The 20,888-nt window shown below is 73.7% G+C and carries 14 protein-coding genes and 2 pseudogenes; 13 read left to right on the plus strand and 3 right to left on the minus strand.

Annotated elements, in window-relative coordinates:
- Positions 1–53: 53 nt before the first annotated feature.
- Complete coding sequence (locus IE318_RS26550; RefSeq protein ID WP_189904310.1) at positions 54–1,748, minus strand: serine/threonine-protein kinase; 1,695 nt, start codon at positions 1,746–1,748, stop codon at positions 54–56.
- Positions 1,749–2,171: 423 nt separating this feature from the next.
- Here IE318_RS26550 and IE318_RS26555 point away from each other — a divergent pair, with 423 nt between their 5' ends.
- The 7 genes and pseudogenes from IE318_RS26555 to IE318_RS26585 all read left to right on the plus strand — a co-directional run bounded on the left by IE318_RS26555 (position 2,172) and on the right by IE318_RS26585 (position 13,142).
- Positions 2,172–5,648, plus strand: coding sequence for an FHA domain-containing protein (locus IE318_RS26555; protein ID WP_189904312.1), 3,477 nt, complete (start codon positions 2,172–2,174; stop codon positions 5,646–5,648).
- Between the two features lie 163 nt (positions 5,649–5,811).
- Positions 5,812–7,230, plus strand: a complete 1,419-nt coding sequence (locus IE318_RS26560) for an ABC transporter substrate-binding protein (protein WP_189904314.1) — start codon at positions 5,812–5,814, stop codon at positions 7,228–7,230.
- A gap of 42 nt (positions 7,231–7,272) precedes the next feature.
- Positions 7,273–8,625 carry a carbohydrate ABC transporter permease gene (locus IE318_RS26565; protein WP_189904316.1) on the plus strand — a complete coding sequence of 451 codons (1,353 nt, stop codon included), beginning with the start codon at positions 7,273–7,275 and terminating at the stop codon, positions 8,623–8,625.
- Positions 8,622–9,527, plus strand: coding sequence for a carbohydrate ABC transporter permease (locus tag IE318_RS26570; RefSeq protein ID WP_189904318.1), 906 nt, complete (start codon positions 8,622–8,624; stop codon positions 9,525–9,527). Before IE318_RS26565 ends, IE318_RS26570 begins: the two co-directional genes overlap by 4 nt.
- A gap of 223 nt (positions 9,528–9,750) precedes the next feature.
- A pseudogene (locus tag IE318_RS26575) lies at positions 9,751–10,686 on the plus strand (glycosyltransferase family 2 protein); the annotation flags it as partial.
- Positions 10,687–11,129: 443 nt separating this feature from the next.
- Positions 11,130–11,369: pseudogene (locus tag IE318_RS26580) on the plus strand (CDP-glycerol glycerophosphotransferase family protein); the annotation flags it as partial.
- A gap of 213 nt (positions 11,370–11,582) precedes the next feature.
- A complete protein-coding gene (locus IE318_RS26585; protein WP_189904322.1) occupies positions 11,583–13,142 on the plus strand; it encodes a hypothetical protein in 1,560 nt (519 codons plus the stop codon).
- Positions 13,143–13,193: 51 nt separating this feature from the next.
- On the opposite strand, the gene IE318_RS26590 is transcribed toward IE318_RS26585, so the two are convergent.
- Entirely contained in the window at positions 13,194–13,607 is a 414-nt protein-coding gene (locus IE318_RS26590) for an organic hydroperoxide resistance protein (protein WP_030167185.1), read from the minus strand.
- Between the two features lie 143 nt (positions 13,608–13,750).
- On the opposite strand from IE318_RS26590, the gene IE318_RS26595 reads away from it, so the two are divergent.
- The 4 genes from IE318_RS26595 to galE all read left to right on the plus strand — a co-directional run bounded on the left by IE318_RS26595 (position 13,751) and on the right by galE (position 18,444).
- On the plus strand, positions 13,751–14,266 hold the full coding sequence (locus IE318_RS26595; RefSeq protein WP_189904324.1) for a MarR family winged helix-turn-helix transcriptional regulator: 516 nt from the start codon (positions 13,751–13,753) through the stop codon (positions 14,264–14,266).
- A 141-nt stretch (positions 14,267–14,407) separates the two neighbouring features.
- Positions 14,408–15,694: a glycosyltransferase 87 family protein gene (locus tag IE318_RS26600; RefSeq protein ID WP_189904326.1), complete on the plus strand. Its 1,287-nt coding sequence runs from the start codon at positions 14,408–14,410 to the stop codon at positions 15,692–15,694.
- Positions 15,695–15,739: 45 nt separating this feature from the next.
- Positions 15,740–17,365, plus strand: coding sequence for a glycosyltransferase family 2 protein (locus tag IE318_RS26605; RefSeq protein ID WP_189904373.1), 1,626 nt, complete (start codon positions 15,740–15,742; stop codon positions 17,363–17,365).
- A 98-nt stretch (positions 17,366–17,463) separates the two neighbouring features.
- Positions 17,464–18,444 (plus strand): UDP-glucose 4-epimerase GalE, encoded by a 981-nt coding sequence (gene galE / locus IE318_RS26610; protein ID WP_189904328.1) that lies wholly within the window; start codon positions 17,464–17,466, stop codon positions 18,442–18,444.
- 174 nt (positions 18,445–18,618) lie between these two features.
- On the opposite strand, the gene IE318_RS26615 is transcribed toward galE, so the two are convergent.
- On the minus strand, positions 18,619–19,257 hold the full coding sequence (locus IE318_RS26615) for a TetR/AcrR family transcriptional regulator (RefSeq protein ID WP_189904330.1): 639 nt from the start codon (positions 19,255–19,257) through the stop codon (positions 18,619–18,621).
- Positions 19,258–19,427: 170 nt separating this feature from the next.
- Between IE318_RS26615 and IE318_RS26620 the strand changes: the two genes are divergently transcribed.
- Together IE318_RS26620 and IE318_RS26625 are read left to right on the plus strand one after the other, a co-directional pair.
- On the plus strand, positions 19,428–20,342 hold the full coding sequence (locus tag IE318_RS26620) for an ABC transporter permease (protein WP_189904332.1): 915 nt from the start codon (positions 19,428–19,430) through the stop codon (positions 20,340–20,342).
- Positions 20,335–20,888, plus strand: a 554-nt coding sequence (locus IE318_RS26625) for an ABC transporter ATP-binding protein (RefSeq protein ID WP_229903759.1), incomplete at its 3' end; no start/stop codon positions are given. The genes IE318_RS26620 and IE318_RS26625, both read left to right, overlap by 8 nt.

Below are 20,888 nucleotides of genomic sequence, written 5' to 3' on the forward strand. Positions count from 1 at the left end.
GTGGATCCGAAGGGACTCCGGTCCGGCGGCCCCGCGATCCGGCGGCCCGCCCGTCAGCTGCCGCTGCCGCCCAGGTCCTTGATCCAGCCGACCGCCTCGCCGACCCACGAGCTCAGCTGGTCCCAGTAGCCCTTGCCGGTGCCGATCCACTCCTGCAACGGGCTCAGCTCCCAGACCAGCCAGCTCGCGACGAACAGGATGAGGATCGTGAACAGGCATCCCTTGAGGCAGCCGAGCCCGGGGATCTTCATGGGGTTCGCGCTGCGCTGCCGGGGCGCGCGCGGCTCGCGCGCCGGGCGCTGGGGCTCCGGGGCGGGCGGCGCGTACCGCTGGGGCTGCTGCGCCTGCCGGTGCTGCGGCGCCGGGGCGTACTGCTGGGGCTGCGGCTGGGCGTAGCGGGGCTGCTGCTGCGGATGGCCGTAGCCGGGCTGCGGCTGCTGCTGCGGCCGGGCGACCTGTCGCTGGGGGCGGCGGCGCAGCGGGTCCTCGCTCGGGTCGAGGTACTGGATCTGCGTCTGCTCGTTGCGGTCGCGGGCCGCGCGCAGCTGGGACTGCCAGGGGTGCGGCTGCTCGGGCTGCTGCCCCTGCTGTGCCTGGGGCCCGCCGCCCTGCTGTCCCTGCGGCATCGGCGGCATCATGCGGGTGGGGTCGGCCGCGCCGTGAGGCAGGACGGTGGTGGGGTCGGCGGCGCCGGCCGGGCCGCCGGTGTGCGGCAGGACGCTGGTGGCGCCGTTCGGGTCGTACGCCGGCACGCCCGGCGCACCGTGCGGCAGCACCTGGGTCGGGTCGGCCGCGCCGGGCACACCGGGGGTGTCCGCGGCGGGCACGGTCGCGGGCGCCGGGTCGGGGGCCAGCAGGGCACCGACGCCCTCGGCGGCGGCGATCTGCGCGGCGTTGGCGTGCACGCCCACGCCCTCGGCGACGACCCGCAGGCCGCGGGCGAGGTTCACGGCGCTGGGCCGCTCGTCCGGGTTCTTGCGCAGGCAGCGTTCTATGACCGTCCACAGCGGGTCGGGGACCGTGGACGGGCGGCGCGGCTCGGCGCTCAGGTGCTGGTGCAGGACCTCCAGCGCGGAGCCGCCGCCGAACGGCGGGCGGCCGGTGACCAGCTCGTACAGCAGGATGCCGGCGCCGTAGATGTCCACGGCGGAGGTCTGCGGACGGCCCTCGGCGGACTCGGGCGCCACGTAGGCGGGGGTGCCGACGAACTCGTGGGTGCGGGTCAGGCCGGGCGAGTCCGCCAGACGGGCGATGCCGAAGTCGGTGAGCATCGGGTGCATCTCGCCGCCGTCCTGCTTGAGCAGGACGTTCGCCGGCTTCAGGTCGCGGTGGACCACCCCGTCGGCGTGGCTGGCGGCGAGCGCGTCGGCGATCTGCGCGGTGAGCAGCGCGGCGGCGACCGGGGTGAGGGGGCCGTTCTCGCGCAGGTAGCGGTGCAGGTCGGGGCCGTCGACGAGGTCCATGACCAGCGCCAGCAGATCGCCCTCGACCACCAGGTCGCGGACCCGGACGATGTTCGGATGGGTGAGCCGGAGCAGCACGGAGCGCTCCCGCAGGAACCGCATGACGACGTCGGCGTCGTTGGCGAGCTCTTCCTTGAGGACCTTGATCGCCACGGTCTCGCCGGGCTGGCCGGGCACGGCCGCCTCGGCGCCCGCGGCCTCGCGCTGGCGGGCTCGCCAGACGGTCCCGGTGGCACCGCGTCCGAGCGGCTCCTCCAGGAGGTACTTGCTGCCTACCGGCCGCACGTCATGCGCTCCCTGCTGCTTGCTTGCCTGGTCCCCCGCGCCTTCTGGGACAGGGCCCAGGGCCTGCCGCGGGTGTTCCGACCCACTGTAGTGCCGCTCCTCGCCTTCCCCACGGCTGTTCCGGAGCGACGTACGCGGCCACATACGCAGGAGGTGCCGTACATGTTCGACGGTAAGACGCTCGACTCGGGTCGGTTGGTTGCCCGCGCACGGACGTGACCGATCTCAAGCGGGCCCGAAGCGGTCATTCACCGGGCACCGGCCAGGCACTTTTGGGGGCAGAGCCGACCAATCAAGATCACTTGCCGTGGGACGGCGGGCGTGTTGTCGGTGGCAGGTGCGAGGATGCCTCCAGTGACTGGCCGACGTGCTCGTGTGGGGTGGGGGGAGTCCGCGCCCGCGCAGAAGGGACCGCTGACGCCGATGCAGATCCGGCTGACCGTCGTAGACCCGCTGGGCCCGCCTGCGGCGGCCGGGGGCCGCGCCGCGAGCCGCGACGTGCTGGTCACGGCGCCCGCGGGGACCGCCCTGGCCGCGGTGGCGTCGGCGCTGGCCGCTGCGGTCGCCGGGGACGGCGGAGCGGCGTCCGAGCGGTCCGGCCCGGAGCGTGGTGCGGCCGGGCGCGACCGGAGCGGATCGGAGCGGTCCGGCCGGGAGCCCGGTACCGGGCCCGTGGTGCTCTACGCGGGAGTCGAGCGGCTCGACGCCCAGCGCTGCACGCTCGGCGAGCCGCCGCTGCTGGACGGCGCCGTGCTGTCCCTGGGCGCCCCCGCCGCGCCGGAGCCGCACCCCGAGCTCGACGAGGCCCCGACCCAGCTGCACGTGGTCGCGGGGCCGGACGCGGGCGGCGTCCATCTGCTGCACGGCGGGCAGATCGTCGTCGGCCGGTCCGCCGACGCCGACGTCCCGCTCGACGACCCCGACGTCTCCCGGTTGCACTGCGCGGTGACGGTCTCCGCCGACGGCCGCGTCTCGGTCGCCGACCTGGCCTCCACCAACGGCACCGTGCTGGACGGCAGGCCCGTGGGCTCCCGCCCGGTCCGGTTCGCCCCGGGCGCCCTGCTGCGCATCGGCGAGTCGGCCCTGCGTCTGACCCCGGCCGCCGGCCCGTCCGCGCGCGTGGCGACGGCACCGGACGGCGAGGGGCATGTGCGGGTCTCCGGCGGCGAGGGCGCCGCGCCGGGTGGGGCGGGTGAAGGGGGTACGGCGGCGCACGCGCGCGTGCCCGACTCCGCAGGCGGTACGGGCACGCAAACGGCAACAGCAACAGGCTTCGGTACGGGCACGGCCTTCGGCACAGGCACAGGCGCCGACACGGCCTTCGGCACGGGTACGGCCCCGGGCGTGGGCGTGGGCGTCGGCGCGGACCCGGAGGCCCGGGAGGCGCGCGAGCACGAGCCGGTCGAGCCCCTCGTCCCCACGCAGGGCCGCGCCCCGTGGCTCGAGAGCCACGGCGGCGGGCCGACCCACGCGGAAGGGTTCGCCGGCGACCTCGACGGCGCCGGCGAGCGCGGCGGGCGCAAAGGGACTCCCGTGCGGGGCACCGACGTACCGCAGGGCGTGCGCAGGCGCGGCGGGATCGGTGCGTGGGCGCGCCGCCTGGCCGGTGGGCGCGGTGACACTGCGGCGGCCCACCGCGGGGCGTACGACGAGGGCACGGCGGCCCACGCGTCCGCGCGGCACACGTCCGAGGCGTACGCGGCAACGCGTCTGCCGGAGACCTGGCCGGACCCGGCGGCGCTGCTGCTGACGGCCCTGGGGCCGGGTCCGCGGCTGTGGGAGCGCGGACCGGGGCACCCGGAGGCGCTCACGGTCCGGCTCGGCACGGCCGACCGCCCCGCCCCCGACGACTCGGGTCGGCTGCTGCCCGCGGTGCCGGTGACCACCGGCCTGCGCGAGGTGGGCGCGCTCGGCCTGGCCGGACCGCGCGAGCGCCTGTCCGGGCTGGCTCGCGCGGTACTGGCCCAGCTGGCCGCGCTGCACTCCCCCGACACCCTCGAGATCGTCCTGATCAGCGCGGACCGCGCCCGCCCGCTCCAGGAGCGCACCGTCGAGTGGTCCTGGCTCGGCTGGCTCCCCCATGTGCGGCCGGGCCACGGCCAGGACTGCCGGCTGCTTCTGGCCTACGACCGCGACCAGGCCACGGCCCGCACGGACGAGCTCCTGCGCCGCCTGGAGGACCACCTCGCCGAGAGCCGGGAACCCGCCGGATCCGCACCCGGACCCACAGGTGCTGGCCGGCGCCCCTCCTGGGCCCGGGACGACGACGGTCCGGACGGACCCGGCTTTCCGGGGCCGTACACCGTGGTCGTCGTGGACGGCGACCCGGGCGGTGCCGCGGTGCGGGAGGCGGTGGCGCGGCTGGCGCACGAGGGTTCCCGGGCGGGGATCCACGTCGTGTGCCTCGCCGAGACGTCGCCCGCCTCGCCCGCGTCCCCGGTGACGGAGACGTACGAGGCGGCCCTCGCGGTCTCGCCGGTGTTCGGCGAGTGCGGGGCCGTGGCGCTGCTCAGCGGCGACGTGGCGACGGCACTGCGGCTGATGCGTGTCGCGCGGTCCGGCGGGCAGGGGCAGGGTCCCGTGGGTCCCGACACCGTCGCCGGGGTCGACGCGGTGTCCCTGCCGTGGGCCGAGCGGTTCGCGCGGGCGCTGGCGCCGCTGAGGACGGCGGCGGACGGCGCCGGTGGCGACCGGACCGCGCGGCTGTCGGTGCCGCTGCCGCTGTCGGCACGGCTGCTGGACGAGCTGGGGCTGGCCCGGGCCACCCCGGCGTCGCTCCAGGCGCGCTGGGCGGACGCGGCCGACGACGCCAGATCCCTCGGCGGGCGCGCGTGGGTGATACTCGGCGCCGGTCCGCGCGGCCCGGTCTGCGCGGACCTCGTGGCCGACGGGCCGCATCTGCTGGTCGAGGGACCGGCGGGCAGCGGCCGTACGGAGCTGCTGCGGTCCGCCGTGGCCTCGCTCGCCGCCGCCGAGCGCCCGGACCGCCTCGGCATCGTGCTGCTGGACGGCCGGGACGACGCCGGCGCGGGCCACGGGCACGGCGAGGGCCTGCGGGTCTGTACGGACGTACCGCACGTCACCACCCACCTGACCGCCAACGATCCCGTGCGGATGCGGGAGTTCGCCCAGTCGCTCAGCGCGGAGCTGAAGCGGCGGGCCGAGCTGCTGGGGCTGGCCGACTTCACCGAGTGGCACGCCCGGCGCGAGGTGTCCGGCCGGATCGTCGCCCAGCGCACGGGACCGGGCCGCACCGCGGCGGCCGACCCTGCGGCGACCGGCACGGGGACGCCCGGCCCGGGGGCCGCCGATCTGGACGCCCCGCCCAGTTCCACCCTGCGGCTGCGGCCCGCGGCGGCACGGGCGCGCGGCGAGGCGGCGCCGCCGCCGCTGCCCCGGCTGGTCGTGGTCGTCGACGACCTGGACGCCCTGGTCTCCCCCGCGCTGGGGTCGCCCGGGCGGCCCGCCGCCGGGTCCGTGATCCGGGCGCTGGAGGCGGTGGCGCGGGAGGGCGAGCGGCTCGGCGTGCACCTGGTGGCGGCGACCGCGCCCGGAGGCCGTACGGCACAGACGGAGCCGGCCCGCCGTGCCGCGCTGCGGGTCACGCTGGACGCCCCGGCCTCCGGCCCGGACGAACCGGCGCCGGGGCGCGGCCGGTTGACGGGCGCGGACGGCCGGGTGACCCCGTTCCAGGGCGGCCGGGTCACGGGCCGCATCCCCCGGACGGCGACCCAGCGGCCCACGGTCGTCCCCCTGGAGTGGCAGCGCATGGGCGATCCGCCCACCCGTCGCTCGGTCCGGGAGCTGGGCAACGGCCCGACGGACCTGGCCCTGCTGGCCAGCGCGCTGGAGCGGGCCGCGCGGGAGGTGTCGGCCGCCGAGGTCCCGTCCCTGCTCTGACCCACGCCCCTGCCGTCCTGCCTGACTTACCGTCACGACGAGGTCACGATCTTCCGGTTGACACTGTGGGCGCTCTTGCCGACTCCCGGGCCCCGGCGTAGACCAGAGCGCACGGGACAGGACAGCGCTGGGACGTTCGACGAGGACGAAGAACGGGGCAGTGATGCGCAGCACGAGCAGCACCATCCGGACACACGGGGCCGCCGGTTCCACCAGGGCGACCAGGGCCGCGGCGGCTCTCGCCGCGGGAGCACTGGCTCTCTCCCTTGCCGCGTGCGGCGGCTCGGACAACGACAAGAAGAGCGGCGACGACCACAGCGGCGGAGCCACCGGCGGCACGGGAGGCGGCACCACCGTCACCCTCCCGAAGCTGGACGGCCAGACTTTGGAGGTCGCCGCCGTCTGGACCGGCGGGGAGCAGAAGAACTTCAAGAAGGTGCTCGCGGAGTTCACCAAGCGCACGGGCGCCAAGGTCACCTTCGTCCCCGCCCAGGACCCGATCATCAACTTCCTCGGTTCGAAGATCGCGGGCGGGCAGCCGCCGGACGTGGCGCTGCTGCCGCAGCCGGGCGCCATCAAGCAGGCCGTGGACAAGGGCTGGGCCAAGCCGCTCGGCCCGGAGGCGCAGGCGCAGCTCGCCAAGAACTACTCGCAGGGCTGGCAGGACATCGGCAAGGTCGGCGGCAAGCAGTACGGCGCCTACTACAAGGCCGCCAACAAGTCGCTGATCTGGTACAACGCGAAGGTCTTCGAGAACGCGGGCGCGAGCGAGCCCAAGACCTGGAAGGACCTGCTGGCCACCGCGCAGACGGTCTACGACTCCGGTGTCACCCCGTTCTCCGTGGGCGGCGCCGACGGCTGGACCCTCACCGACTGGTTCGAGAACATCTATCTCTCCCAGGCGGGCCCGGAGAAGTACGACCAGCTCGCCCAGCACAAGATCAAGTGGACGGATCCGTCGGTCAAGCAGGCTCTGACCACCCTCGCGCAGATCTGGTCCAAGAAGGACTACGTCGCGGGCGGCGCGAAGGGCGCGCTCCAGACGGAGTTCCCGGTCTCCGTCACGCAGACCTTCACCGGCGGCGACCAGCCGAAGGCCGGCATGGTCTTCGAGGGCGACTTCGCGCAGGTCAACATCGGCGAGACCAAGGCGAAGGTGGGCACGGACGCCAAGGTGTTCCCGTTCCCGGCGGTCGGTTCCAGCGCGCCCGTCGTCTCCGGCGGTGACGCGGCGGTGATCCTGAAGGACTCCAAGGCGGCGCAGGCGCTGGTGACGTTCCTGGCCTCGTCCGACGCGGCCACGATCCAGGCGAAGCTCGGCGGTTACCTGTCCCCGAACAAGAACGTGCCGAACTCGGCGTACCCGAACGAGGTGCAGCGCAAGATCGCCCAGGCGCTGATCGCGTCCGGCGACGACTTCCGCTTCGACATGTCGGACCAGGCCCCGCAGGCGTTCGGCGGCACGCCCGGCAAGGGCGAGTGGAAGGACCTCCAGGACTTCCTGAAGAACCCCTCGGACGTCGCGGGCACCCAGGCGAAGCTGGAGAAGGACGCGGCGGCGGCGTACGGCAGCGGGAGCTGATGGGCCGATGACCGCTCGCACCCACCGAGGAGGGGGCCGGCGATGACGTCGGCAGCCGCGGAGGGCGTCGCCAAGACGTCGGCGACGCCCTCCGCTCCCCGTGGTCGCAAGAGCGTGACCGGCACCCGAAGGACCGTGGCGGCCCTCTTCCTGCTGCCCGCACTGGTGCTGCTCGGCGCGCTCGTGGTCTACCCGATCGGGTACTCGATCGTCCGCAGCTTCTACGACTCCTCCGGCGACCACTTCGCCGGAATCGACAACTACCGGGCGCTGTTCACCGACGACGGCATCCGCACCGCGCTGAAGAACAACATCATCTGGGTGGTGTTCGCCCCGGCGGTCGCCACCGCGCTCGGCCTGATCTTCGCGGTGCTGACCGAACGGGTGCGCTGGGGAACGGCGTTCAAGCTGGTCGTCTTCATGCCGATGGCGATCTCGATGCTGGCGGCCGGGATCATCTTCCGGCTGGTGTACGACCAGGACCCGGACAAGGGCGTCGCCAACGCGGTGTGGGTGGGGGTCCACGACACCTTCGCGCAGTCGTCGGCGTTCCCGAAGGCGCACCCGGGCCGCAACTCGCCCCTGAAACCCGACCACGGCGGCTTCCTCACCACCAGCCCGGTGCACACGGGCCAGTCGGTCGCCCTGCCGCTGGTGGGTGTCGCCCCCGAACAGATGCCCGACAGCGCCGAGAAGGCCGTGCGGGCCGCCGCCGAGCCGGGGAAGATCACCGGCACCACGTGGCAGGACTTCACCCGCGGCAAGGGAGTCGGGAAGCTCGGCGCGGTCGACCCGTCCGAACTGGGCTACTCGGGCATGCGGATCGAGGCCGTCAAGGACGGCAAGGTGGTGGCGACGGCGAAGGCCGCCGCCGACGGCACCTTCACGCTGCCCGCGAAGGCCGACGGCGCCCTGCTGAGGCTTCCGGCGGGCAACTTCAAGGAGCCGTACAACGGGGTGGACTGGCTGGGCCCCTCCCTGGTCACACCGGCCATCATCGGGGCGTACGTGTGGATGTGGGCCGGGTTCGCGATGGTGCTGATCGCGGCCGGGCTCGCGGGCGTGCCGCGTGAACTGCTGGAGGCCGCCCGGGTGGACGGCGCGAACGAGTGGCAGGTGTTCCGCAGGGTCACGGTGCCGCTGTTGGCGCCGGTGCTCGCGGTCGTCGCCGTCACGCTGATGATCAATGTGCTGAAGATCTTCGACCTGGTCTTCATCATCGCCCCCGGTTCCTCCCAGGACGACGCCAACGTGCTGGCCCTGGAGCTGTACCGCAAGGGCTTCTCGGAGGGCCGGCCGGGCGTCGCCAGCGCGATCGCGGTGTTCCTGCTGGTGCTGGTGATCCCGGTGATGCTGTTCAACATGCGGCGGTTGCGGCGGGAGGTGCGGCGATGACGACCGAGGCCGTCACGAAGGCGATCCCTGCTGCCCAGCCCGTGAAAGCCAGGCGGTCGGTCGGCTCCCGCCTCGCCGAAGCCGTCAGCGGCGGTGTGGTCCGTGTGGTGCTGATCGTGGTGGGCCTGTTCTGGCTGGTGCCGACGATCGGTCTGCTGCTGTCGTCGCTGCGCTCCCCGGAGGACATGAGCGCCAGCGGCTGGTGGACCGTGTTCACCAAGCCCTCGCAGCTGACGTTCGACAGCTACCAGAAGCTGCTGGAGAACAGCGACATCACCAACTCCCTCCTCAACACCGTCCTGATCACCGTTCCGGCGACGGTCCTGGTGGTCGTGGTCGGCTCGCTGGCGGGCTACGCGTTCGCGTGGATGGAGTTCCCGGGCCGCGACTGGTGGTTCCTGGCCGTGGTCGGTCTGCTGGTCGTGCCCGTGCAGGTGGCACTGATCCCGATCGCCGAACTCTTCGGCAAGATCGGCCTGTTCGGCACGATCTTCGGAGTGGTGCTGTTCCACACCGGGTACGGCCTGCCGTTCGCGGTGTTCCTGCTGCGGAACTTCTTCGCGGAGATCCCCCGCGAGCTGCTGGAGGCGGCCCGGCTCGACGGCGCCGGTGAACTGCGCCTGTTCGCACGGGTCGTGATGCCGCTCGGCGGGCCCGCGATCGCCAGTCTCGGCATCTTCCAGTTCCTGTGGGTGTGGAACGACATGCTGGTCGCGCTGGTGTTCACCAAGTCCGGTACGCAGCCGATCACGGTCGCCCTGCAGACGCAGGTACGTCAGTTCGGCAACAACATCGACGTCCTGGCGCCCGGCGCGTTCATCTCGATGGTGATCCCGCTGGCCGTGTTCTTCGCGTTCCAGCGGCAGTTCGTGTCCGGTGTGATGGCGGGCGCGGTCAAGTAGTGGGAGATCAGGCGATGCAGCGGGGAGATCAGGCGCTGTAGCGGCGAGCAGGAAACCAGGGGCGGGCCGGTGACGGCCCGCCCCTTCGCGTTCCCCCGCCGTCCCCCGGTTGCCGTAGCGGAACGTGACCCATTCGGTCCATCGGCCGTTCCCGGGCACAGCCCGGTCGTGACGCAAGCGGCGCGACGGGCCGACCGCCCGCGCCGACCCTTGGAAGTCCTTCGTGCCCCGGTTCAGTGTGATCGTCCCCGTGTACCAGGTCCAGGCGGGTCTGGACGAGTGCCTGGAGTCGGTGCTGTCCCAGTCGTTCATGGACCTGGAGCTGATCGCCGTCGACGACTGCTCGCCGGACGCGTGCGGTGCGATCGTCGACGAGTTCGCCGCGCGTGACCCGCGCGTCAGGCCCGTGCACCTGACGGAGAACCAGGGGCCGGCCCGGGCCCGCGACGCGGGGCTGTACCGGGCCACGGGCGACTACCTGGTTCTCCTGGACGGCGGCGACACGCTCACACCGGACGCGCTCTGGTCGATCGAGACGCGTCTGAAGGAGACCGGCGAACCGGACGTCCTGGTCTACGACTCCGCGCGCACGGACCGGACCGGCAGGACGATCCACGGCGACGTCACCGGGCGCCCGGGGACCTGCCGTCGGGACTTCGTGGAGCGCGAGGGCCTCACCTTCGCGGCCGACTGCCACGAGGACACCCCGTGGACGTACCCGGTGCCGCCGGCCGCGGCGTCGATCGCCTCCCTGGACCGGGTGTGCGTGCACCACCGGCAGCCCCGGCGGGACGGCGTCCCGGGCACCACCGGCCGCCGGCACTTCGACGTCCTCGAGCGGCACGACCGGGCGTTCCCCCGCCCGGGCCGGATGCCGCGCGGCTGCCGCGCGAAGTTCCTGCGCCGGGCCCGCACGTACCACCGCCGCCACCTCGCCCCGGGCGTCCGGCTCCCGCTGCGTCCCCGGCTGCGGCCCGCCCTGGTCCGCCTCGCCTTGCACCGCACCTTCCGCGCGCTGCGGATGGCGATGACCCTGCGCCGCCGTACGGCCAAGGCCGTCGTGAAGTTGCTGCGGGCGCTGCGGGCCGTCCTGCTGCAAGCGCACCACCGGATCCGGCCGTGTCTGCCGCCGCACGCGGACCGCGCGCTCTTCTCCGCCAGCACCACCCCACGGTGCCGCCGGCCGGCCCCGGACACGCCGCCCGCGGGCCGGCGCCGGCCCGCTCGCGTCCTCACCGGCGGGCATGTGCGCGGCTTCCGTTCCGCCCAGCTACGGGCGGTGTTCCGTGAGCGCTTCTGCCCGTACGGCGACGGGCGCGCCGCCGAGCGGATGGTGCGGCAAGTGGTGCCCGGACAGGGCGGCGAGGCGGCCGGGCCGCCGCCCGTCGTCCCGCTCGCGGAACGCCACCCGGTGCCGTGGCCGGCCGCGGACCCGGTTCGTTCCCGGCCCGCCAACGTGCCGCAACCCGCCGGCCGGCAGACCGTCACCGACGGCCACTGACCACCGTTTGCCCCTATGGGAGTTCGTATGTGCCCCGCGTCACGGCCCGTCCCCACCCGGCCCCCGACCTGGCGACCGCCGGGACGACCGGGCCGCGACCGGCGTGGCTGCCGGCCTCCGGGAGCTGGCGGGACGAGGAGTCGGCGCGGCTGCGGGCGGCCTTCCGGGCGCGCTTCTGCGAGTTCGACGACGGCTGGGCGGCCGAGCGGGTGGTGCGCACGCTGATCCTCGGCGAGGTCGCGTGGACCCCGTCGGCGCCGACGCCGCCCGCGCGCCCCCGGGCGGTCACCGCGCAGCTGCCCGCCCAGTCCTGCGGCCACGACCGGCTCGCACCGTCATGAGCCCGCGCGGCGAGGCCGAGCGGGAAACAGCGGCCGCCGTCACGGGGAACCCGCTCACCCGATGAGGTGACCCGGGACGGGCGTCGCCGACCCGGCCGAAGATATTGGGAATATACGGTTAATGTCCCGTAGATCCCTGTCCGTCCCTGCTCCCGGCCCGGTAGCGGTCTCCGCCCCCGGCCCGGGAGCCGCGCGCTTCCCCCTCCCGGTCCGGTGAGCAGCGGCGTCCTCGTCCGGCGGCGCTCCGCGCGCGGGGCGGCCGCGCTGGGCGGACGCTCCCGGCGCCCGAGCCCGTACCAGGTGTGCGGCGCCCTGTTCTGGCTGGTGATGACGCTGGCGTACTGGCGCCTGCCGCTGTGCTGCGACGCCGGCCAGCACGCGGCGGTGATCGAACGCCTCAGGGACGATCTGCTGCATCCCCGGCATCCGATGGCGGACCTGCCGGGCGCGGGCAGCCCGTACTACTCGCCGTACGCCCTCGCGGAGGGCGTGTTCGCCCGGTGGACCGGGCTGTCCGGCTGGGACGTGCTGCGGCTCGCCGGGCCGCTGAACCTGTTGGTTCTGCTGACCGGGCTCGGGCGGTTCGTTCGGGCGCTGACCCCGCGGCCCTGGGCGCCGGTGCCGGCACTGGGCGCGGTGACCCTGCTGTGGGGCACCGAGCCGGTCTCGTGGAGCGGCTATCTCGGGCTGATGTCGATGGCGGAGAACCTCGGCTATCCGTCGGCGTTCGCGCTCGGCCTGACGCTGTGGGCGTGGGCGCTGACGGCGGCTCGGGCGCGGGATGCGGAGCGGGTGCGGTTCGTGGGGCCGAACGGGCTGCGCGGCCTCGGCGGGTACGCGGGGCTGGGCGCGCTGTACGGGCTGGTCCTGCTGGTGCATCCGATCACGTTCGTGGCCGCCGGGGTGGGGGCCCTGGCGTGCGTGGCGGCCTGGCAGCGCGGATGGCGGGTCCGGGTGGCGGGCCGCTGGCTCCTGGCGGCGGCCGTGTCCCTCGCGCTCGCCGGAAGCTGGCCGTACTTCGACGTGTTCGCAATGGTCCGGGACGACCGGCTGGACGGGCTGCACCGGGTGCTCTACGACGGCCTCGGCGGCCACTTCTGGCTGGCCCTGCTCGGTGTGCCGGCGCTGTGGCGGCGGGCGCGCCGGTCGCGGGGGCGGGACCCGCTGGTGCTGATGTTCCTGCTGGACTGCCTCGTCGTGGCGTACGGGTGGTTCAGCGGCCACTTCACCTACGGCCGGGTCCTCGGCCCGGCCCTGCTGGGGCCGCAGATCGCGCTCGCCGTGGAGCTCTCGGCACCCCGGCCCTGGGCGCCGTGGCGCCGTCTGCTGGGCGTGATCGCCGCCGCCGGCGCCTGCGTGGGGTTCCTGAGCGTGCAGGCCGGGGCGGTGGTGCCGCGCTCGCTGGATCCGGTCGGCTTCGACCAGCCGCCGCGCTGGCCGTCGTACGACTGGGCGGCGGGGTGGATGCGGCGCGGCGACGTGGTGCTCGCCGACGGCTACTACGCCCGGCACGCCGTCGCCGGGTACGGCGTGAACCTGGTCGCGCCTCTCTGGCCGGACATCGCGCTCGACGAGCGGGAGCGGCAGCGACGGGCCGCCGCCGTCCGCGCCTACCTCGACCCGGCGACGACCCGCGCCGGCCGTGCCGCCGTCGTCCGCCGCTACCACGTGCGCTGGCTGCTGCTGCCGCGGTGGCGTGCGGCGCCGCGGGAGGCGGTGGTGGTGGCGTGGAGCCGGCGGACCGGGGAGGTGCTGGCGCGGGTCGGGGGGTGAGCGGGACCCTGGGGCGGGGAGGGCCCGTGAACAGGGCCCCGGGCCGGTGCGCTACTCGACGACGAGTTCGACCGGGATGTTGCCGCGGGTGGCGTTGGAGTACGGGCAGACCTGGTGGGCCTGCTCGACCAGCTTGCGGCCGGTGGCCTGGTCCACGGTGTCGGGCAGCTCGACGCGCAGGGTGACGGCGAGCGCGAAGCCCTCGCCCTGCTTGCCGAGGCCGACCTCGCCGGTGACCGCGGCGTCGCTCACGTCCACCTTGGCCTGGCGGCCGACGAGGGCGAGGGCGCTGGCGAAGCAGGCGGCGTAGCCGGCGGCGAACAGCTGCTCGGGGTTGGTGCCCTGCCCGTTGCCGCCGAGCTCCACCGGCGGGGCCAGCTGCACGTCCAGCTTGCCGTCGGAGGTGTAGGCGCGGCCGTCACGGCCGTGGGTGGCGGTGGCGACGGCGGTGTAGAGCGCGTCCATGGAAACCATCCCTCTCGAAAAGTGTGCGGACGTCGTGCGGACGTCGGCGGACGAGCGTGGACCGGGTGTCCTCGCGTCCGGAGACAAGTAGAGCACGCAATTCAGTTGTGCACAACTTAATGACGCCCGGCTATCCTGAGGGCATGACGACCGAGGTTCCGCCCAGCGCCCCGCCTGACACCGCGCCCGACGCCGTGCCGGAGGAGGACTGGCTGCACCTGGAGCACCAGATCTGCTTCTCGCTGCACGCCGCCTCGCGCGCCTTCAACGGCGTCTACCGCGTGCTTCTGAAGGAGCTCGGGCTCACCTATCCCCAGTACCTGGTGATGCTGGTGCTGTGGGAGCACGGCCGGACGCCCGTGAAGAGGCTCGGCGAGCATCTGCGCCTCGACTCCGGAACCCTCTCCCCGCTGCTCAAGCGGCTGGAGGCGGCCGGCCTGGTGCGCCGGGAGCGCAGCACGCGGGACGAGCGGTCCGTCGAGGTGCTGCCGACCGGTCAGGGCGTGGCGCTGCGCGAGCGCGCCGCACTGGTGCCGCGCCGGATCATGGCGGCGACCGGCTTCACCCTCGAGGAGATCGTCGACCTGCGTTCCCGGCTCGACCGGCTCACCGGCGCGCTCGACGCGGCGGCGCTGGAGGAGGCACCGGACTGCGGGTGACTGCGCGCCGGTGTGATGCGTGTCCGGTGTGATGCGTGTCCGGTGAATGTGTGGCCGGTGTGGTGCTGTTGGCCCTCTCTTCACGTGGTCGACGGCGTATCGGCACGAACGCACCATTCACGCGGTCTACGATCCGCCGTGATGAGTGCCTTCCGGAGCGTGCCGCGTGCCCTCACGCGTGCGGTGGCCAGACACCGCCTCCTCGCCCTGACGGCCACCTGGCTGCTCACCCGCGCCCTGATGCTGTGGCTGCTCGTGCACGACTCGCTGCCCCTGCTGGGCCGGGGCGCGGTGGCGCGCGAGGTGTGGCTGCTGTACCGGCACTGGTACACCGTTCTCTCCCACGGCGCCTTCCCGGCGCACGACACGCTGTGGCAGTACCCGCCGGGCGCCGGAGTGGTGCTGCTGTCGCCCGCGCTGCTGCCGGGCCTGACGTACTTCCAGGCGTTCGTGGCGCTCACCCTGGCCGCCGACGCCCTGATCACGCTGGCGCTGGCCCGCGCGGGCACCCGCCCCGGCCGCAGCCTGCGCGGGGCCGGCTACTGGACGCTGGGCCTGCCGCTGCTGATGCACGTCCCGCTGGCCCGCTACGACGTCCAGGTCACCGCCATCGCCGTGCTCGCCCTGCTGGCGCTGGGGCGCTCCCCGCGCGCGTGCGGCGCGTTCGCCGCGCTGGGCGCCCTGGTGAAGGTGTGGCCGGCGCTGGTGCTGCTGGGCACGCCCCGGGGCCGTACGACCCGCTCGGCGTGGACGTGGGCGGCCGCCACCGGGGCCGTCGTCGGCCTGCTGCTCGCCGGTGTGTTCCGCAACCCGCTGGCCTTCGTGCGCCAGCAGGGCGACCGGGGCGTGCAGATCGAGTCGTTCGGCGGCACGGCGCTGGCCCTGGCGACGCACGCCGGCTGGCCGGGGACGGTGCGGTACCAGTACGGGGCGCTGGAGTTCACCGGGCCGCACGTGACCGCCGTCGCGCACCTGGCGCTGGCGCTGTCCGCGGTGGCCTTCGCCCTGCTGCTGGTGTGGCGGGTCCGGGCCCGGCACCGGACTCCGGCGACGCCGTACGACGCGGCGCTGAGCGCCGTGCTGCTGTTCACCGTGACCAGCAGGGTGATCAGTCCGCAGTACATGGTCTGGCTGCTCGGGCTGGCCGCCGTGTGTCTGACGTCACGGCACACCGTGCAGCGCCCGGCTGCGGCGCTGATCGCGGCGGCGAGCCTGGTCAGCGTGATCGCCTACCCGATGTTCTATCCCCAGGTGGCGGGCTGCACCTGGACGGGATGCGCTCTGATGTTGGTACGCAACGGTCTGCTCGCCTCGGCGGCGGTAGTCTCGTTCGTCCGGCTGTGGCGCTCGACAAGACCGGTGCTACCCGCAAGACAACCCGAGCCGGACCCATACCGTCTTCCGCACCGGACGCCAAGTCCCTCTTAATGGGAGATTACCGTCCGTACCTACAATCCCCTGCCCGTGGACTCCATGCACCCCCACCAGAGCCAGAGCCCCGACGAGACCCAGCATCCGACCCCCCACGTCGGCGTCGTCCTCATCGGATACAACGACGCCGCCCACATCGCCCACGCGGTGCGCTCGGCGCTCGCGCAGGGACCCGTCGTCCGCGAGGTCGTCGCCGTCGACGACTGCTCGACGGACGGCAGTCACGAGCTTCTGACCGGCCTCGCCGCCACCGAACCGAGACTGCGGGTGATCCGGCGGGAGACCAACAGCGGCGGCTGCGGCAGCCCGCGCAACACCGGTATCGAGGCGGTGACCTCGCCGTATGTGATGTTCCTGGACAGCGACGACGAGCTGCCGGCGGGCGCGGTGAACGCGCTGCTCACGGCCGCCGAGGAGGAACACGCGGACGTCGCGGCCGGCCTGTGCGTGCGCCGGGAGCTGCCCTCGGGGCGCGAGGTGCCCTGGCAGGCGGCGCTGTACGAGCGCAGCGCCGTGCTGACGCGCCCGGAGCGGCTGCCCGCCCTGGTGCACGACACCCTCTGCGTCAACAAGCTGTACCGCACCGACTTCCTGCGCGGGCACGACATCCGCTTCCCCGAGGGCCGCTTCCCCTACGAGGACTTCGTGTTCACCGCCCGGCTGCTGGCCGCCGGGCCGCGGATGGCCCTCGTCCCCGACCGGGTCTACCTGTGGCACGTGCGGCGCTCCGCCGACCGGCTGTCCATCTCGCTGGACCGCGCGCACGTCGACAACTGGCGGGCGCGCATCGAGGCCAGCCGGCAGGCGTACGAGATCCTGCTGGGCGCCGGGCGCAAGGAGCTCGCGCGGGCCGCCCGCACCAAGTTCCTCGACCACGAGCTGCGCATGTACGCCCGCGAGCTGCACCTGCGCGACGCGGAGTACCGGCGCGCGTGGTGGACGCACACGCGGAAGTACCTCGCGGAGTACGACGCGGCCGACTGGACCGTCAACCCGTCAGCGCCCGGGCGGCTCCTCGCACGGGTGATTTTGGCCTCGCCCGAGCCGCGCGACCTGTCCCGGCTGAAGGGGCTCGCCGCCCGCCCGGCCCGGCTGTGCCCGCCCTACGCGCGGGACCAGCACTCCACGCCCGTCTGGGCGGACGATCTGCCCCAGGTCACCCTGGAGCCGTGCCAGACCCGGCCGGCGCACCTCCTCCCGCTCTGCGTGGACGCGGCACTGCGCCCCCGCGCGCGTGCCTCCGTGCTGCGGCTGCGCCTGCACGAGATGTACGGCCGGGTGGCCGCCGCGGGTCCCCGGGAGCTGGAGGTGGAGTGGCGGCACCGGGAGACGGACCGGCCGGCCCGGCGCACCACCGTCCCCCTCACGCGCTCCTCCGGTGGCAGCTGGTCCGCCGAGACGCCCGTGGACCTGGCGGGGCTCGGCGCCGGTACGTGGGACCTGCGCCTACGGCTGCGCTTCGCCGACGGCACCTCCCGGCAGATGACGGGGCACGCCGTCGCGGGCGCCGGGCTGCTGCGCCGCAGCGTCGTGCCGAGCCTGAGGTTCGGCATCCTGCTGGCCCAGCCCTACGCCACACACTCCGGCGCGCTCGCCGTGCGCGTGGCGACCGGGCTGCGCGGCGCCGCAACGGTGCTCCGCGGCAGACTCCGCCGCCTGCTGCCCTGAGCCGCCTGCCGCTGCGCCCCGCACACACCTCGGCCCGGCCGACTCCGACCCGGTTCCGACTCGCACCACTGACTCCGACTGACGAGGAGACGCCCGACATGACCTGGCTGATCACCGGCGGCGCCGGCTACATCGGAGCGCATGTCGTCCGCGCGATGACCCGAGCGGGCGAGCGGGCCGTGGTGTACGACGACCTGTCCACCGGCGACGCCGCCCGGGTCCCGGACGGGATCCCGCTGGTGGTGGGCTCCACGCTGGACGGTGACCGCCTGGCGCGGGTCCTCGCCGAGCACGAGGTCACCGGCGTCGTGCACCTGGCGGCGAAGAAGCAGGTGGGCGAGTCGGTGGACCAGCCGCTGCGCTACTACCGGGAGAACGTCGAGGGCCTGCGCGTCCTGCTGGAGGCGGTGACGGCGGCGGATGTCTCGGCGTTCGTCTTCTCGTCCTCGGCCGCCGTGTACGGGATGCCGGACGTGGACCTGGTCACGGAGGAGACGCCGTGCATGCCCATGAGCCCGTACGGCGAGACGAAGCTGGTGGGCGAGTGGCTGGTCCGTGCGACCGGCCGGGCCACGGGCCTGTCCACGGCGTCCCTGCGCTACTTCAACGTGGCGGGCGCGGCGAGCCCGGAGCTGGCGGACACCGGTGTGTTCAACCTCGTCCCCATGGTCTTCGAGAAGCTGACGGAGAACGCGGCCCCGCGCATCTTCGGCGACGACTACCCCACGCCCGACGGCACCTGCATCCGTGACTACATCCACGTGGTGGACCTCGCGGAGGCCCATGTGGCCACGGCCCGCGCGCTCCAGTCCTCCCCCGGCCTCGACCTGACCCTGAACATCGGCCGCGGCGAGGGCGTGTCGGTGCGCGAGATGATCGACACCATCGCCGCCGTCACCGGCCACCACCACGTCCCCACGGTCACCCCGCGCCGCCCCGGCGACCCCGCCCGCGTCGTCGCCTCCGCCGACCGCATCGCCACCGAGCTCGGCTGGAAGGCCCGCCACGACGTCCACGACATGATCGCTTCGGCCTGGCAGGGCTGGCTCCGCCACCACCCGCAGGCGGCCCGCGACTGACGGGACGCCTATCGGTCCCGGTCGGCTCAGCCGCCTCGCGTCGTCGCGGTCACCCGCCTCAGGCCTTCCCGGTCACCCGCTCATGTCCTCCCCGGGCCCGCTTCGGCGGGCCCGGTCGCGTTCCGGGGGCTCCGGAAGGGTTCCGGGACGGTTCCGGGAGGCGGTCGTGCGGCGTCACAGCGCCTTGAGCGCCTCCGCCGTGCCCCGGGCCAGGGCGCCCAGGTAGCCCTTGGGGAGCTTCGGGGAGCGGATGACGACCGCGCGCCAGTACAGGGGGCCCGAGATGAGGTCGAGGGCGAGGTCGCGGTCGAGCCCGGGACGGATCTCGCCGCGCTGTCCGGCCGCGGCGAGGATGCTGCTGGCGACGCTCTCCTGGCCGTCGCGCAGGGCCTTCTGCATGGCCTCGGCGATGTCGGGGTTGCGGGCCGCCTCGGCCTGGAGGTCGGGGATGATCTGCGAGGCCACGGGGTGGCGCAGGGCGCGCGAGGTCACCTCGTAGAGCAGCCGGAGGTCGGACTCCAGGGAGCCGGTGTCGGGTGCGGGCAGACCCTGGACCGCGAGCGCGGAGACGACGTCGAGCACCAGGTGCAGCTTGGAGCGCCAGCGGCGGTACACCGCCGTCTTGCCAACCCCCGCGCGCCGTGCGATTCCCTCGATGGACATCCGCGCATAGCCGACGGACGCCAGTTCCGCGAAGACGGCGGCCCGGATCGCCTCCGTCACGTCCTCCCGGAGTACGGCCGCCCCCGCGGGGGCACGGCGGCGCGGACGCGTCTGGGATTCGCCGGCGTTCGTCGTCATGCCGTCCAGCATAGGGCGTTACGACGAAACGGTTGCGTCCCGACGTCACTTGGCCGTACGCTCGCGTTTCGACGATACGGTCCCGTCCCGACGTAAGAAAACGAGAAGAGAACCGTAAGGAAACGGACGGCCGACGCGGAACCGTACGCCCGCAGCCCCTCCCCCCGACGAAAGCAGCGGATGTGAGCCAGGTCCTCCACACACCGCCCCCGCGCCCGGCCGAGGCCGAGGACGACCTCGCGGCGCTCGCCGCCCGCCACGGCCTGACCGTCAGCGGCGCCCGCCCCTCCCTGCCGGCCTACATCCGCCAGCTGTGGGCGCGGCGCCACTTCATCACCGCCTTCGCCACCGCCAAGCTGACCGCCCAGTACAGCCAGGCGAAGCTCGGCCAGGTCTGGCAGGTGGCCACCCCGCTGCTGAACGCGGCGGTCTACTACTTCATCTTCGGCGTGCTGCTCGGCACCAAGCACGGCGTGAAGGACTACATCCCGTTCCTGGTCACGGGCGTGTTCGTCTGGACGTTCACGCAGAGCTCGATCATGGCGGGCACGCGGGCCATCTCCGGCAACCTCGGCCTGGTGCGAGCCCTGCACTTCCCGCGCGCCGCACTGCCCATCTCCTTCGCGCTGCAGCAGCTCCAGCAGCTGCTGTTCTCCATGGCCGCGCTGGTGGTGATCCTGTTCTGCTTCGGCATCCCGGTCGGCGTCTCCTGGGTGCTGACCATCCCGGTGCTGTTCCTGCAGTTCGTCTTCAACGCCGGCGTCTCGATGATCATGGCCCGGATGGGCGCCAAGACGCCGGACATCGCACAGCTGATGCCGTTCATCCTGCGCACCTGGATGTACGTCTCGGGCGTGATGTTCAGCATCGACGCCACGCTGCGCAACAGCAACCTGCCGCATTCGGTGGAGGTGCTGCTGGAGGCCAACCCGGCCGCCGTCTACATCGACCTGATGCGCTTCGCGCTGATCGACAGCTTCCACGCCCATCAGCTCCCGCACCACGTGTGGGCCTTCGCGCTGGGCTGGGCACTGCTCGCCGGGGTCGGCGGCTTCGTCTACTTCTGGAAGGCTGAGGAGAGGTACGGCCGTGGCTGAGCACAGCTCCGAGAAGATCCCCACCGTCGTCGCCGACAAGGTCGACATCGTCTACCGGGTGTACGGCACCGGCGCCGGACGCGGCTCCGCGACCGCCGCCCTCAACCGCATCCTGCGCCCGGGGAAGGCCGAGAAGGCGGCGGGCGTACGCCGGGTGCACGCGGTGAAGAACGTGTCGTTCGTCGCCTACAAGGGCGAGGCCATCGGCCTGATCGGCACCAACGGCTCCGGCAAGTCCACGCTGCTCAAGGCGGTGGCGGGCCTGCTGCCGGTGGAGAACGGCAAGATCTACACCGACGGCCAGCCCTCGCTCCTCGGCGTCAACGCGGCGCTGATGAACGACCTGACCGGCGAGCGCAACGTCCACCTGGGCGGGCTGGCCATGGGCATGTCCCGGGAGCAGATCAGGGAGCGCTACCAGGGGATCGTCGACTTCTCCGGCATCAACGACAAGGGCGACTTCATCACCCTGCCGATGCGGACGTACTCCTCCGGCATGGCGGCCCGGCTGCGGTTCTCCATCGCCGCCGCCAAGGACCACGACGT

It is taken from the genome of Streptomyces spiralis, assembly GCF_014654675.1.
Classification (GTDB): domain Bacteria; phylum Actinomycetota; class Actinomycetes; order Streptomycetales; family Streptomycetaceae; genus Streptomyces; species Streptomyces spiralis.